Here is a 12,734-nt window from a genome sequence, read left to right as displayed (position 1 = left end):
ACAGCGCGCCGCTAGAATCGCCGCGGCCTGGCGCCAAACATCTCGAACCTTCACCGGTTCGAACCGTGGGTAGCCCCACGGTGTCTCACTCCAAGCGTCCATTGCGGCGCGCGAACCAACCAGCCATCCTGGCAAACATGTTCGCGCCCAACCCGCCGGTTGGTGCCAGGCCCCCTTATTGCGCGCCCCTCGTGAAAAACTCCGCCCGCGCCCGCGTGCTGGCCAAAGCCCTGGCCATGGCTGTGCTGGCCGATGCACAGGGCGCGCCCGAGCGCCGCACGCACCAGGCGCTGGCGGCGCGTGCGATGGCCTGCCTGGGCACACACACGGCGCAAGACGCGATCCTGCCGGACAGCCTGGTTGAACAAATCCGCCGCCTGGCCATGGTGTCGGCACTGGAATGGGCACGGCTGGAGTTGGAGGACGTGGCCACCTGGCTTTGCAGGGGCCGCTGGTGGCGCAAGGCGGGGGAGCGCAACCCCCACACCGCGCACGCTGAGCCCGAAATCGATGATGACGGCGTCTTTCTGGTCTGCACGCAGGATGATGATAAGGAGGAGGAGGGGCATCCGGACGTGCCGTTGGCTCTACAGCCTTCGCAGAATCTTGCCCGGGCCTTCCGCGAGTGGGCCGCCAGCCCACACACAGGCATGCATCTCAGCTGGTTGTTGCGTCCCGCCACCACCGGCCCGCAGCCCACATGGATGGATCACGCGCCGGGCTTTCCGCTGCTGGCCACGGCTGCCGACGTCACCCAGCCCCTTGCTCTGTCGCTGGAAGACCTGTTGTGGCTGGCGCCGGAACACGCCCATTGGCGAGAATGCCGCAACGGCGGGCATGCTCTGCCACCCTCGCACTACCGGTACCGTTTGTTGGCCAAGCCCAGGGCGGCCTGCGCCTTCTGGAAGCACCACGCCCACGGCTGGCCCAGGCCCAAAGGCGAATTTTGGATACGCTGCTGGCGTCCGTGCCTGTGCACGAAGCCGCACACGGTTTTGTTCGCGGCTGCGGAGTCGGTAGCCATGCGGTGGTTCATGCCAACCAAGCCGTCGTGATCCGCTTTGATCTGGCTGATTTCTTCACATCGATCAACGCGACCAGGGTGCAGGCGCTTTGGCAAGCATTGGGGCATGGGCGCGCTGCTGCGCAATTGTTGACGCGTCTGACCACAACGCGCACACCATCGGCCGTGCGCGAACGGCTGCTGGAAGCATTGGGGTCGTCGCCGGCCCACCTCGGGCAGCGTCGCACCCTGGGCCAGCGTTTGTCGCTGGCCCATCTACCGCAGGGTGCACCCACGTCGCCGGCATTGGCCAACTTGTGCGCTTTTGGACTCGATGTGAGGCTGCATGCCCTGGCAAAGCGCTTCGGTGCACGTTACACGCGCTACGCCGACGACATGGTGTTCTCTGGCCCGCAGGCGCTGCGGGGCCGGTTCGGCGCCCTGCGGGCCTGGGTGTCTGCCATCGCCCAGGACGAGGGCTTTGCGCTTCGTGCCGATAAGACCCGCGTGATGCCGGCGCACCAGCGGCAGTACGTTACCGGCCTCGTGGTCAACGAGGGCGTCAACTACAGCCGAACGCAGTTCGACAACCTCAAGGCCCAGTTGCACCGCCTGGCGCAGCAACCGCAGGTGCACGCCAGCGAACGCGCTCGCGTTGCAGGGGAGATTCAATGGGCCAGCCAGTGGCTGGCGACGACACGCACCGCAAAGTTGAAGCGGCTGTTCGACGCCATCCGCTTTGGCCCTTGAACTCCGTCAGGCCTTCTGGGCTTGCTGCAGCAACGTGTCAGCGTCGCTCACTTCGAACTTGCCCGGCGCTTCCACATTCAGCGTAGCGACCTTGCCGTCCTTGATCAGCATGGAGTAGCGGTTGCTGCGCAGGCCCAGGCCCTTGCCGTTCAGGTCCAGCGTGAGGCCGGTGGCCTTGGCGAACACGGCGTCGCCGTCGGCCAACATGCGCACCTTGCCGTCGGTCTTCTGGTCGCGCGCCCAGGCGCCCATCACGAAGGCGTCGTTCACGCTCACGCACCAGATCTCATCCACACCGGCTGCCTTGAATTCTTCGACCTTGTCGCGGTAGCCGGGCACGTGCTTGGCCGAGCAGGTGGGCGTGAAGGCGCCGGGCAGTGCAAACAGTGCAATGGTCTTGCCCGCGGTGGCTTTGTCGACCGGCACGGCGTTCGGGCCAATGCTGCAGCCTTCGCCTTCGACTTCCGAATATTCCATCAGGGTGCTTGCGGGCAGGGTGTCACCGACTTGGATCATTGATCTCTCCTAGGTTGTGGGTTGGTTGGTTTGTGTGATGGACCGATTGGCTGTCGCGTCCACATGCGAGGCCTTGGAAAAATGCGGGCCCCAAAAGCAAAACGACCCACATTGTGGGTCGTTCTGGAGGGCAGTGCTGCCAATAAGCCGCAAGGGCTTAGAGGAGGCCGGCCTTTTGCACCAAGCGGCTGGCAACCCAGTTCTTGGTCTTGGAGAGCGGACGGCTCTCGGTGATTTCGATCACGTCGCCCAGCTTGTACTCGCCATTTTCATCATGGGCGTGGTACTTGCTCGACTTCGCAACGATCTTGCCGTAGAGCTCGTGCTTCACACGGCGCTCGACCAGCACGGTCACAGTCTTTTGACGCTTGTCGCTGACCACCTTGCCAACCAAGGTGCGCTTGAGGGATTTTTTAGGTTCCGTCATAGGGGGCTCCTTACTTGGCGGCTTGCTTTTCAGCAAGGATGGTCTTGGCACGGGCGATATCGCGGCGGGTGGTGCGCAGCGTGTTGGTGTTACCCAATTGCTGCGTAGCCTTTTGCATGCGCAGGCCGAAATGGGCCTTTTGCAGAGCCTTGATTTCGGTCTCGATGCCGGCGACGTCTTTTTGGCGCAGTTCAGTAGTCTTCATTGCTTGTTCTCCTGAATTACGCGCCAATGTGACGGCTGACGAACGTGGTGCGCAGCGGCAGCTTGGCAGCAGCCAGGCGGAACGCTTCACGGGCCAGTTCTTCGGGCACACCGACGATCTCGAAAACGATCTTGCCGGGCTGGATTTCGGCCACGTAGTACTCGGGGTTGCCCTTACCGTTACCCATACGCACTTCTGCGGGCTTGGTAGAGATTGGCTTGTCCGGGAACACGCGGATCCAGATACGGCCGCCACGCTTGACGTGACGGGAAATCGCACGGCGTGCAGCTTCGATCTGGCGGGCCGTCAGACGGCCACGATCGGTGCACTTCAGACCGAAATCACCGAACGCAACGGAGGCACCCCGCGTTGCGACACCGGTATTACGGCCCTTTTGCTCCTTGCGATACTTGCGGCGAGCAGGTTGCAGCATACTTATTCTCCTTTTCCGTCCGCTGCTGTAGCGGGCGCGGCGACTTTGCGTACGCGCTTAACGGCGGTGTTATCAGCGCCACCAGCTTCCGCTGGCTTGTCGCTGCCGTCGGCCGGTGCGGTGTTGCCACCGACAGGACGACGTGGACCACGGCCTGCGCCTGGACGGTCGCCACCTGGGCGGCCATCACGGCGAGGACCACGGGGACGGCGCTCTTCTTCAGGACGCGGCGTTTCTGCCACTGGCAGATCGTTGCGGCCCAGGGTATCGCCCTTGTAGACCCACACCTTCACGCCGATCACACCGTAGGTGGTCTTGGCTTCGGAGGTGCCGTAGTCGATGTCGGCGCGCAGGGTGTGCAGTGGCACACGGCCTTCGCGGTACCACTCGGTACGTGCGATTTCGATACCGTTCAGACGGCCGGACGACATGATCTTGATGCCTTGAGCACCCAGACGCATGGCGTTTTGCATGGCGCGCTTCATGGCACGGCGGAACATGATCCGCTTTTCGAGCTGTTGCGTGATGCTGTCGGCGATCAGCTTGGCATCGATTTCAGGCTTGCGCACTTCTTCGATGTTCACTGCGACGGGCACGCCCAGGCGAGCAGCGAGTTCCTTCTTGAGGTTCTCGATGTCTTCACCCTTCTTGCCGATCACGACGCCAGGGCGTGCCGAGTAAATCGTGATGCGGGCGTTCTTGGCAGGACGCTCGATCAGGATGCGCGACACAGCGGCGTTCTTGAGCTTGGCCTTCAGGTACTCGCGCACCTTGATGTCTTCGGCCAGCATGCCCGCGAAGTCGCGGTTGCTGGCGTACCAACGGCTGGACCAGTTGCGGCTGACCGCAAGGCGGAAGCCGGTAGGATGGATTTTTTGTCCCATAGTCTTCCCGAGCCTTTAGTTGCCAACCGTCACGTACACATGGCACGTGGGTTTGCTGATGCGGTTGCCGCGGCCTTTGGCGCGCGCGGTGAAGCGCTTGAGCGTGGTGCCTTGCTCGACGTAGATGGTCTTGACCTTCAGTTCGTCGATGTCAGCGCCGTCGTTGTGCTCAGCGTTGGCGATGGCGGACTCCAGAACCTTCTTGACGATGCCAGCAGCTTTTTTCTGCGTGAACGTCAGGATGTTCAGAGCTTGGTCAACCTTCTTGCCGCGGATCAGATCGGCGACCAGACGGCCCTTGTCGACCGACAGACGGACGCCCCGGAGGACTGCACGTGTTTCAGACATGGTCGTTCCTTATTTCTTGACTTTTTTGTCAGCGGGGTGACCCTTGAAGGTGCGCGTCAGGGCGAATTCGCCGAGCTTGTGGCCCACCATCTGGTCGGTAACGTAGACCGGCACGTGTTGCTTGCCGTTGTGCACGGCAATGGTCAGACCGATGAAATCGGGCAGAACCATGGAGCGACGCGACCAGGTCTTGACTGGCTTCTTGTCCTTGGTGGCAATGGCCTTTTCGACCTTGGCCAGCAAGTGATGGTCAACAAACGGGCCCTTTTTGAGAGAACGAGTCATTTGCTACCCCTTACTTCTTACGACGCGACACGATCATGATCTGTGTGCGCTTGTTGTTGCGGGTGCGATAACCCTTGGTCAGATTGCCCCAAGGATCGACTGCATGGCGGCCTTCGCCGGTGCGGCCTTCGCCACCACCGTGAGGGTGATCCACCGGGTTCATGGCCACGCCACGAACGGTTGGGCGGATACCCATCCAACGCTTGACACCGGCCTTGCCCAGTTGGCGCAGGCTGTGTTCTTCGTTGGCGACTTCGCCAATGGTGGCGCGGCACTCGATGTGAATCTTGCGCACTTCACCCGAGCGCATACGCACCTGGGCATAGACACCTTCACGGGCCAGCAGCGTTGCCGAAGCACCCGCCGAGCGGGCGATCTGAGCACCAGCACCGGGCTTGAGCTCGATGCAATGGATGGTCGAACCCACGGGGATGTTGCGGATAGGCAGCGTGTTGCCAGCGCGGATCGGTGCTTCCGAACCGGACAGCAGGGTTGCGCCCACTTCCAGGTTGCGGGGAGCGATGATGTAGCGACGCTCGCCGTCGGCATAGCACACCAGAGCGATGTGGGCCGTACGGTTGGGATCGTACTCAATGCGCTCGACCTTGGCAGGGATGCCGTCCTTGTTGCGCTTGAAGTCCACCACACGGTAGTGGTGCTTGTGGCCACCGCCCTTGTGACGGGTGGTGATGTGACCGTTGTTGTTACGGCCGGCCTTCTGGAACTGAGGTTCCAGCAGGGGGGCGTACGCTTCACCCTTGTACAGGTGGTCACGTGTGACCTTCACCACGGCACGTTGGCCGGGCGAAGTGGGTTTCATCTTGATGACAGCCATGATTACGCGGCCTCCCCAGAGAGGTTCAGCTCTTGACCAGGCTGCAGCGTGACATAAGCCTTGCGAACGTTGTCGCGGCGGCCGATGGTCTTGCCAAAACGCTTGGTCTTGCCTTTGGTGTTCACCACAGAGACGCCCTTGACCTCGACCTTGAACATCAATTCCACAGCGGCCTTGATTTCTGGCTTGGTTGCGTTCTGCAGCACCTTGAACGTCACAGCATTGGACTTTTCAGCAACCATGGTGGCCTTTTCGGACACGATGGGAGCGACCAGCACTTGCATCAGACGACCTTCGTCAAACTTGAGTGTGCTCATGCGAACATCTCCTTGAGTTTGTCGATTGCACCCTTGGTGACGAGCACTTTCTTGAAACGGACCAGTGACACGGGATCGGCGTAACGGGGCTCGACGACGAGCACGTTCACCAGATTGCGCGATGCCAGGTACAGGTTTTCGTCCACTTCCTCGGCGATCACCATCACCGATTGCAGGTTCATCGCCTTGAACTTGTCGGCCAGGACCTTGGTCTTGGGCGAGTCCAGCTTCAGCGAGTCGACCACAGCCAGACGGCCTTCACGGGCGAGCTGCGAAAGGATCGCAGACATGCCGGCGCGGTACATCTTCTTGTTGATCTTTTGCGTGAAGTTTTCGTCAGGCATGTTCGGGAAAATCCGACCGCCCCCGCGCCACAGTGGCGACGAGGTCATACCTGCACGTGCGTTACCCGTACCCTTTTGCTTGAAAGGCTTCTTGGTCGAGTGACGAACTTGCTCGCGGTCCTTCTGGGCGCGCGTGCCTTGGCGTGCGTTGGCCTGATAGGCCACCACGATCTGGTGAACCAGATCTTCGTTGTATTCACGACCGAACACGGTTTCTGGAACATCCAGCTTGGATGCGCCTTGGCCTTGGTCATTCAGGAGTTCGAGCTGCATTAGTTCGCTCCTTGTGCTTTGGCCTTGACCGCTGGACGCACCGTCACGAACCCACCCTTGGAGCCCGGAATAGCGCCCTTGATCAAGAGCAGTTGACGCGCTTCGTCGATGCGGATCACATCGAGGTTTTGCGTGGTCTTGGTGACATCGCCGAGGTGGCCCGTCATCCGCTTGCCGGGGAACACGCGACCTGGGTCTTGTGCCATACCGATCGAGCCAGGCACGTTGTGCGAACGGCTGTTACCGTGCGACGCGCGCTGCGAGCTCATGTTGTGGCGCTTGATGGTGCCGGCGTAGCCCTTACCGATCGAAGTACCTTGCACGTCGACCTTTTGGCCCACGGCAAACACATCCGCCACGGGCACAGCGGCACCAGCGGCATACTTGCCGGCGGTTTCAGCGGTCACGCGGAATTCTTGGATGATTTCACCGGCTTCCACACCTGCCTTGGCAAGGTGGCCGGCTTCTGGCTTGGTCACGCGCGATGCTTTGCGCGAACCGAACGTGACCTGCAGGGCCACGTAGCCATCGTTCTCTTGGGTTTTGATCTGGGTAACGCGGTTGTTGGACACATCCACCACCGTGACAGGCACTGCGTCCCCATCATCAGTGAACAGACGCATCATGCCCACCTTGCGACCCAGCAACCCGAGGGAGTTGCTCAGACTCATTGGTTTTCTCCAAAACTCTCACCGCCCCAACTTCAATTGGCTGTGGCGTTGCACTCGCGTGCATGAAAGAAGGTTAATAAAACTCCGCAAAAAAGCGCCCGAGACCGGACGCAAAAGAAGCGAAGCCCTAAAGTATAACGCGAACTGCTTTTTCAAGCAAGTTCGCGTTATTTTTGCCAAGGCGGGCACGTGGCCCGCCTTGAAAGCAGCCATTACTGGAGCTTGATTTCGACGTCCACGCCAGCGGGCAGGTCGAGCTTCATCAGGGCGTCCACGGTCTTGTCCGTAGGGTCCACGATGTCCATCAGACGCTGGTGCGTGCGGATTTCCAGCTGGTCGCGCGACGTCTTGTTGACGTGGGGCGAACGCAGGATGTCGAAGCGCTTCATGCGGGTCGGCAGTGGCACAGGGCCCTTGACGATGGCGCCGGTGCGCTTGGCGGTGTCAACGATCTCGGCAGCGGACTGGTCGATCAGCTTGTAGTCAAACGCCTTCAGGCGGATGCGGATTTTTTGCTTGGACATGGCGATTCCTTGTGCAACTAGTAACGATTACGCGAGGATCTTGGCCACGACGCCAGCGCCCACGGTGCGGCCGCCTTCGCGGATAGCGAAGCGCAGACCTTCTTCCATGGCGATGGGGTTGATCAGCTTCACAGTGATCGACACGTTGTCACCAGGCATGACCATTTCCTTGTCGGCTGGCAGCTCGATGGCGCCAGTCACGTCGGTCGTGCGGAAGTAGAACTGTGGGCGGTAGTTGTTGAAGAACGGGGTGTGGCGGCCGCCTTCGTCCTTGCTCAGCACATACACTTCGGCGGTGAAGTGGGTGTGTGGCTTGATCGAGCCGGGCTTGCACAGCACTTGGCCGCGTTCCACGTCTTCACGCTTGGTGCCGCGCAGCAGCAGGCCGACGTTGTCGCCAGCTTGACCTTGGTCCAGCAGCTTGCGGAACATTTCCACGCCGGTGCAGGTGGTCTTGACGGTGTCCTTGATACCGACGATTTCGATTTCTTCGCCGACCTTGACGATACCGCGCTCGATACGGCCGGTCACCACGGTGCCGCGGCCAGAGATGGAGAACACGTCTTCCACGGGCATCAGGAAGGCACCGTCCACAGCGCGCTCTGGCGTGGGGATGTAGGTGTCCAGCGCTTCAGCCAGCTTCATGATGGCTTCTTCACCCAGAGGGCCCTTGTCGCCTTCCAGGGCGAGCTTGGCGGAACCGCGCACGATGGGGGTGTCGTCGCCTGGGAAGCTGTACTTGTCCAGGAGTTCGCGCACTTCCATCTCGACGAGTTCGAGCAGCTCTTCGTCGTCGACCATGTCGCACTTGTTCAGGAACACGATGATGTAAGGCACGCCCACTTGGCGGGCCAGCAGGATGTGCTCGCGGGTCTGGGGCATGGGGCCGTCAGCGGCCGAGCACACCAGGATGGCGCCGTCCATCTGGGCTGCGCCGGTGATCATGTTCTTCACATAGTCGGCGTGGCCTGGGCAGTCCACGTGGGCGTAGTGGCGGTTGGCCGTTTCGTATTCCACGTGAGCGGTGTTGATCGTGATGCCGCGGGCCTTTTCTTCAGGTGCTGCGTCGATCTGGTCGTAGGCCTTGGCTTCGCCGCCGAACTTGGCGGACAGCACCGTGGCGATCGCCGCCGTCAGCGTCGTCTTGCCATGGTCCACGTGGCCGATCGTGCCCACGTTGACGTGGGGCTTGGTACGTTCGAACTTACCTTTTGCCATTTTCTTTTCTCCAAAGAGCAATGCCTGTGTTGGGGTTTAACGTCTGCACCCGATTGCTGATTCGTCCCGCACAGGGCAACAGGACGGCACCGGGTCGCAGATTGCAAGAATCTTGCTACTGTTTTTATAGCTGTTTGCGCTTGCCAGACAAGCGGTAGCAGCCAATTTTCATCAAAACAAAGAGGAAAGGCCTGCCCAAGGCAGACCTTTCACTCCAGCACACCAATTACTTGGCGCGCGAAGCCATGATGGCTTCAGACACGTTGCGAGGGGCTTCGCTGTAGTGCTTGAATTCCATCGTGTAGGTGGCACGGCCTTGCGTTGCGGAGCGCAGCGAGGTCGAGTAGCCGAACATTTCGGACAGGGGCACTTCAGCCTTGATGGCCTTGCCGCCACCGACCATGTCGTCCATGCCTTGCACCATGCCGCGGCGCGAGGACAGATCGCCCATCACGGTACCGGCGTAGTCTTCAGGCGTTTCCACTTCCACGGCCATCATGGGCTCCAGGATCACGGGGTTGGCCTTGCGGCAGCCTTCCTTGAAACCGAAGATGGCGGCCATCTTGAACGCCAGTTCGTTCGAGTCCACATCGTGGTACGAACCGAAGTGCAGCGTGACCTTGACGTCCACCACGGGGTAGCCAGCCAGCACGCCTTGCGTCACGGCTTCGTTGAAACCCTTTTCCACCGCAGGGATGAATTCGCGAGGAACCACACCGCCCTTGATGGCGTCGACGAATTCGTTGCCCTTGCCGGCTTCGTTCGGCTCGATCTTGAGCACGACGTGGCCGTACTGGCCCTTACCGCCGGACTGGCGCACGAACTTGCCTTCGGCTTCTTCCACCGTCTTGCGGATGGTTTCGCGGTAGGCAACCTGGGGCTTGCCCACGTTGGCTTCCACGCCGAATTCACGCTTCATGCGGTCGACAATGATTTCCAGATGCAGCTCGCCCATACCGGCGATCAGAGTCTGGCCCGACTCTTCGTCGGTCTTCACGCGGAACGAAGGATCTTCAGCGGCCAGGCGTTGCAGGGCAATGCCCATCTTTTCCTGGTCGGTCTTCGTCTTGGGTTCCACAGCCTGCGTGATCACGGGCTCAGGGAACACCATGCGCTCCAGAATGATCTGGGAGTCGATGTCGCTCAGCGTTTCGCCGGTGGTGACGTCCTTCAGGCCCACGCAGGCGGCAATGTCACCAGCGCGGATTTCTTCGACTTCGATACGTTCGTTGGCGTGCATCTGCACGATACGGCCGATACGTTCCTTCTTGCCCTTGATGGGGTTGTAGACGGTGTCGCCCTTGGAGAGCACGCCCGAATACACACGCACGAAAGTCAGCTGACCCACGAACGGATCGGTCATCAGCTTGAACGCCAGTGCAGAGAACTTCTCGCTGTCATCCGCCTTGCGGGTGACGGGCTGCTCGTCCTCGTCCGTGCCCTTGACGTCTTCGATGTCGGTAGGCGCTGGCAGGTAGTCGATCACGGCGTCCAGCATGCGCTGCACGCCCTTGTTCTTGAACGCGGTACCGCACAGCATGGGCTGGATTTCGGTGGCGATCGTGCGCGTGCGCAGGCCGAGCTTGATCTCTTCCTCGGAGAGGTCGCCCTCTTCCAGGTACTTGTTCATCAGCTCTTCAGACGCTTCGGCAGCGGCTTCCACCATCTTTTCGCGCCATTCCTTGGCGGACTCCAGGAGTTCAGCCGGAATTTCTTCGTAGTTGAACTTCATGCCTTGCGAGGCTTCGTCCCAGATGATGGCCTTCATCTTGAGCAGGTCGACCACGCCGGTGAAGTTGTCTTCTGCGCCGATCGGAATCACGACGGGCACAGGGTTGGCCTTCAGGCGCAGGCGCATCTGGTCATAGACCTTGAAGAAGTTGGCGCCGGTACGGTCCATCTTGTTGACGAACGCGAGGCGGGGCACCTTGTACTTGTTGGCCTGGCGCCAGACGGTTTCCGACTGGGGCTGCACGCCACCCACGGCGCAATACACCATGCAGGCGCCGTCCAGCACGCGCATCGAGCGCTCGACTTCAATCGTGAAGTCCACGTGGCCGGGGGTGTCGATGATGTTGAAGCGGTGCTCTGGGTAGGACATGTCCATGCCCTTCCAGAAGCAGGTCGTGGCAGCCGACGTGATCGTGATGCCGCGCTCTTGCTCTTGCTCCATCCAGTCCATGGTGGCAGCGCCATCGTGCACTTCACCGATCTTGTGGTTCACACCGGTGTAGAACAGGATACGTTCGGTCGTCGTGGTCTTGCCAGCGTCGATGTGGGCCGAGATACCGATATTGCGGTAGCGCTCGATGGGGGTCTTGCGAGCCATGGTGAGTCCTTGGATGGGTCGTGTTATTCGGGGGACGGGGCAACCATTGTGGGGCGGCGATCCGTCAATTTTGTGACCGCCTCAATCGCCACAAGGCTGCAGGCAAAAATGCCGGCAGCCTTGCGCTTGGCGACGAGAACGGTCGTCGATTCGCTTAGAAGCGGAAGTGGCTGAATGCCTTGTTGGCTTCGGCCATGCGGTGAACTTCGTCACGCTTCTTCATGGCACCACCACGGCCTTCGGTCGCTTCCAGCAGTTCGTTGGCCAGGCGTTGGGCCATCGACTTTTCGCCACGCTTGCGGGCGGCTTCCTTGATCCAGCGCATCGACAGGGCCAGGCGGCGCACAGGGCGCACTTCCACTGGCACCTGGTAGTTGGCACCGCCCACGCGGCGGGACTTCACTTCCACCATGGGCTTCACGTTGTTGATGGCAACGGTGAAGGCTTCCAGTGGGTCCTTGTCGGGGTGCTTCTTCTCGATCAGTTCCAGGGCGCCATAAATGATCCGCTCTGCAACTGCCTTCTTGCCGCCTTCCATGATCACGTTCATGAATTTGGACAGCTCTACATTGCCGAACTTGGGATCCGGCAGGATTTCACGTTTGGGGACTTCGCGACGACGTGGCATTTTTTCACCTCTATCTTTGCTTCAGTTGGCATCTTTTCAGACACCGCGAGAGCCAATGAAGGACTCCCACTTACTCGACCCGCGCAGAACACCTGCGTTTGGGGCCACTACGCCGTATCACCGCGCCACGCGGGAAACAGCACCGAAAATTCTTTGCAAGAAACCCGAAAGGGCTTACTTGGCCTTTGGCTTCTTCGCGCCGTACTTGGAGCGAGCTTGCTTACGGTCCTTGACGCCTTGCAGGTCGAGCGAGCCGCGCACGATGTGGTAACGCACACCTGGCAAGTCCTTGACACGACCGCCACGAACCAGCACCACGCTGTGTTCCTGCAGGTTGTGGCCTTCACCGCCGATGTAGGAGATCACCTCGAAACCGTTGGTCAGGCGCACCTTGGCGACCTTACGCAGAGCGGAGTTAGGCTTCTTGGGCGTCGTGGTGTACACACGGGTGCACACGCCACGGCGCTGTGGAGAGTTTTCCATCGCGGGGCTTTTCGACTTGGTCTTTTCGACCTCGCGCCCCTGACGGACCAGTTGATTGATGGTTGGCATGAAATACGTCCCTAAACGTGAATTTGCTTCGTGAAAGCGAAAACGTGAATCCCTTCGGAAATTCCGAAAAGCCTTCTAATGTAGCAGCAATACCCAAAACGGGCAAGCGCTCGGCTTCTCGTCTCTGTTGAAGGCCCATGCACCACACGCGGCACGCCCTGTGAAAGCGCGCTGCCCATGCCAGGACCGCCG

The 12,734-nt window shown here is 60.6% G+C and carries 18 protein-coding genes; 2 read left to right on the top strand and 16 right to left on the bottom strand.

The window, feature by feature from the left end:
- Positions 1–137: 137 nt before the first annotated feature.
- A complete protein-coding gene (locus ACSQ3N_RS02175; protein WP_235507282.1) occupies positions 138–1,055 on the top strand; it encodes a hypothetical protein in 918 nt (305 codons plus the stop codon).
- Entirely contained in the window at positions 947–1,753 is an 807-nt protein-coding gene (locus ACSQ3N_RS02170) for a reverse transcriptase family protein (RefSeq protein WP_235507283.1), read from the top strand. Before ACSQ3N_RS02175 ends, ACSQ3N_RS02170 begins: the two co-directional genes overlap by 109 nt.
- Before the next feature lie 6 nt (positions 1,754–1,759).
- Here the strand turns inward: ACSQ3N_RS02170 and ACSQ3N_RS02165 are convergent, their stop codons facing one another.
- The 16 genes from ACSQ3N_RS02165 to rpsL all read right to left on the bottom strand — a co-directional run bounded on the left by ACSQ3N_RS02165 (position 1,760) and on the right by rpsL (position 12,542).
- Complete coding sequence (locus tag ACSQ3N_RS02165; RefSeq protein WP_056164765.1) at positions 1,760–2,269, bottom strand: peroxiredoxin; 510 nt, start codon at positions 2,267–2,269, stop codon at positions 1,760–1,762.
- 157 nt (positions 2,270–2,426) lie between these two features.
- Positions 2,427–2,696 carry a 30S ribosomal protein S17 gene (gene rpsQ / locus ACSQ3N_RS02160; RefSeq protein WP_056164767.1) on the bottom strand — a complete coding sequence of 90 codons (270 nt, stop codon included), beginning with the start codon at positions 2,694–2,696 and terminating at the stop codon, positions 2,427–2,429.
- Between the two features lie 10 nt (positions 2,697–2,706).
- Entirely contained in the window at positions 2,707–2,901 is a 195-nt protein-coding gene (gene rpmC, locus ACSQ3N_RS02155; protein ID WP_010467182.1) for a 50S ribosomal protein L29, read from the bottom strand.
- Positions 2,902–2,917: 16 nt separating this feature from the next.
- Complete coding sequence (rplP, locus tag ACSQ3N_RS02150; protein WP_056164770.1) at positions 2,918–3,334, bottom strand: 50S ribosomal protein L16; 417 nt, start codon at positions 3,332–3,334, stop codon at positions 2,918–2,920.
- Between the two features lie 2 nt (positions 3,335–3,336).
- Entirely contained in the window at positions 3,337–4,218 is an 882-nt protein-coding gene (gene rpsC, locus ACSQ3N_RS02145; RefSeq protein ID WP_056164772.1) for a 30S ribosomal protein S3, read from the bottom strand.
- Positions 4,219–4,233: 15 nt separating this feature from the next.
- Positions 4,234–4,566: a 50S ribosomal protein L22 gene (gene rplV, locus ACSQ3N_RS02140; protein ID WP_005796970.1), complete on the bottom strand. Its 333-nt coding sequence runs from the start codon at positions 4,564–4,566 to the stop codon at positions 4,234–4,236.
- Positions 4,567–4,575: 9 nt separating this feature from the next.
- On the bottom strand, positions 4,576–4,851 hold the full coding sequence (rpsS, locus tag ACSQ3N_RS02135; RefSeq protein WP_056164774.1) for a 30S ribosomal protein S19: 276 nt from the start codon (positions 4,849–4,851) through the stop codon (positions 4,576–4,578).
- Positions 4,852–4,861: 10 nt separating this feature from the next.
- A complete protein-coding gene (gene rplB, locus ACSQ3N_RS02130) occupies positions 4,862–5,686 on the bottom strand; it encodes a 50S ribosomal protein L2 (RefSeq protein WP_010467175.1) in 825 nt (274 codons plus the stop codon).
- Between the two features lie 2 nt (positions 5,687–5,688).
- Complete coding sequence (rplW, locus tag ACSQ3N_RS02125; protein WP_010467173.1) at positions 5,689–6,003, bottom strand: 50S ribosomal protein L23; 315 nt, start codon at positions 6,001–6,003, stop codon at positions 5,689–5,691.
- The gene (gene rplD / locus ACSQ3N_RS02120) at positions 6,000–6,620 is read right to left on the bottom strand and encodes a 50S ribosomal protein L4 (protein WP_010467171.1); all 621 of its coding nucleotides are present in this window, start codon (positions 6,618–6,620) and stop codon (positions 6,000–6,002) included. The genes rplW and rplD overlap by 4 nt, the downstream gene beginning before the upstream one ends.
- Positions 6,620–7,291: a 50S ribosomal protein L3 gene (gene rplC, locus ACSQ3N_RS02115; protein ID WP_056416664.1), complete on the bottom strand. Its 672-nt coding sequence runs from the start codon at positions 7,289–7,291 to the stop codon at positions 6,620–6,622. Before rplC ends, rplD begins: the two co-directional genes overlap by 1 nt.
- A gap of 212 nt (positions 7,292–7,503) precedes the next feature.
- Complete coding sequence (gene rpsJ / locus ACSQ3N_RS02110; protein ID WP_005796953.1) at positions 7,504–7,815, bottom strand: 30S ribosomal protein S10; 312 nt, start codon at positions 7,813–7,815, stop codon at positions 7,504–7,506.
- A 27-nt stretch (positions 7,816–7,842) separates the two neighbouring features.
- Positions 7,843–9,033, bottom strand: a complete 1,191-nt coding sequence (tuf, locus tag ACSQ3N_RS02105; protein ID WP_436145484.1) for an elongation factor Tu — start codon at positions 9,031–9,033, stop codon at positions 7,843–7,845.
- Between the two features lie 226 nt (positions 9,034–9,259).
- Complete coding sequence (gene fusA / locus ACSQ3N_RS02100; RefSeq protein WP_056164778.1) at positions 9,260–11,362, bottom strand: elongation factor G; 2,103 nt, start codon at positions 11,360–11,362, stop codon at positions 9,260–9,262.
- Between the two features lie 154 nt (positions 11,363–11,516).
- Positions 11,517–11,990 (bottom strand): 30S ribosomal protein S7, encoded by a 474-nt coding sequence (gene rpsG / locus ACSQ3N_RS02095; protein WP_005798541.1) that lies wholly within the window; start codon positions 11,988–11,990, stop codon positions 11,517–11,519.
- Positions 11,991–12,164: 174 nt separating this feature from the next.
- Complete coding sequence (gene rpsL / locus ACSQ3N_RS02090; RefSeq protein ID WP_015012185.1) at positions 12,165–12,542, bottom strand: 30S ribosomal protein S12; 378 nt, start codon at positions 12,540–12,542, stop codon at positions 12,165–12,167.
- Between the last annotated feature and the right edge of the window lie 192 nt (positions 12,543–12,734).

The sequence above is a fragment of the Acidovorax sp. LjRoot194 genome (assembly GCF_964253015.1).
Classification (GTDB): domain Bacteria; phylum Pseudomonadota; class Gammaproteobacteria; order Burkholderiales; family Burkholderiaceae_C; genus Acidovorax.
The sequence above is the reverse complement of the archived record's forward strand: the minus strand, read 5'-3'. Positions and strand labels throughout refer to the sequence as shown.

What these genes read in the sequence shown, in the direction of transcription:
- rpsS (WP_056164774.1), bottom strand. Translation starts at nt 4,851, where the DNA reads ATGACTCGTTCTCTCAAAAAGGGCCCGTTTGTTGACCATCACTTGCTG.
- rpmC (WP_010467182.1), bottom strand. Translation starts at nt 2,901, where the DNA reads ATGAAGACTACTGAACTGCGCCAAAAAGACGTCGCCGGCATCGAGACC.
- rplW (WP_010467173.1), bottom strand. Translation starts at nt 6,003, where the DNA reads ATGAGCACACTCAAGTTTGACGAAGGTCGTCTGATGCAAGTGCTGGTC.
- rplV (WP_005796970.1), bottom strand. Translation starts at nt 4,566, where the DNA reads ATGTCTGAAACACGTGCAGTCCTCCGGGGCGTCCGTCTGTCGGTCGAC.
- rpsQ (WP_056164767.1), bottom strand. Translation starts at nt 2,696, where the DNA reads ATGACGGAACCTAAAAAATCCCTCAAGCGCACCTTGGTTGGCAAGGTG.
- fusA (WP_056164778.1), bottom strand. Translation starts at nt 11,362, where the DNA reads ATGGCTCGCAAGACCCCCATCGAGCGCTACCGCAATATCGGTATCTCG.
- ACSQ3N_RS02175 (WP_235507282.1), top strand. Translation starts at nt 138, where the DNA reads ATGTTCGCGCCCAACCCGCCGGTTGGTGCCAGGCCCCCTTATTGCGCG.
- rpsC (WP_056164772.1), bottom strand. Translation starts at nt 4,218, where the DNA reads ATGGGACAAAAAATCCATCCTACCGGCTTCCGCCTTGCGGTCAGCCGC.
- ACSQ3N_RS02165 (WP_056164765.1), bottom strand. Translation starts at nt 2,269, where the DNA reads ATGATCCAAGTCGGTGACACCCTGCCCGCAAGCACCCTGATGGAATAT.
- tuf (WP_436145484.1), bottom strand. Translation starts at nt 9,033, where the DNA reads ATGGCAAAAGGTAAGTTCGAACGTACCAAGCCCCACGTCAACGTGGGC.
- rplP (WP_056164770.1), bottom strand. Translation starts at nt 3,334, where the DNA reads ATGCTGCAACCTGCTCGCCGCAAGTATCGCAAGGAGCAAAAGGGCCGT.
- rpsJ (WP_005796953.1), bottom strand. Translation starts at nt 7,815, where the DNA reads ATGTCCAAGCAAAAAATCCGCATCCGCCTGAAGGCGTTTGACTACAAG.
- rpsG (WP_005798541.1), bottom strand. Translation starts at nt 11,990, where the DNA reads ATGCCACGTCGTCGCGAAGTCCCCAAACGTGAAATCCTGCCGGATCCC.
- rplB (WP_010467175.1), bottom strand. Translation starts at nt 5,686, where the DNA reads ATGGCTGTCATCAAGATGAAACCCACTTCGCCCGGCCAACGTGCCGTG.
- rplD (WP_010467171.1), bottom strand. Translation starts at nt 6,620, where the DNA reads ATGCAGCTCGAACTCCTGAATGACCAAGGCCAAGGCGCATCCAAGCTG.
- rpsL (WP_015012185.1), bottom strand. Translation starts at nt 12,542, where the DNA reads ATGCCAACCATCAATCAACTGGTCCGTCAGGGGCGCGAGGTCGAAAAG.
- rplC (WP_056416664.1), bottom strand. Translation starts at nt 7,291, where the DNA reads ATGAGTCTGAGCAACTCCCTCGGGTTGCTGGGTCGCAAGGTGGGCATG.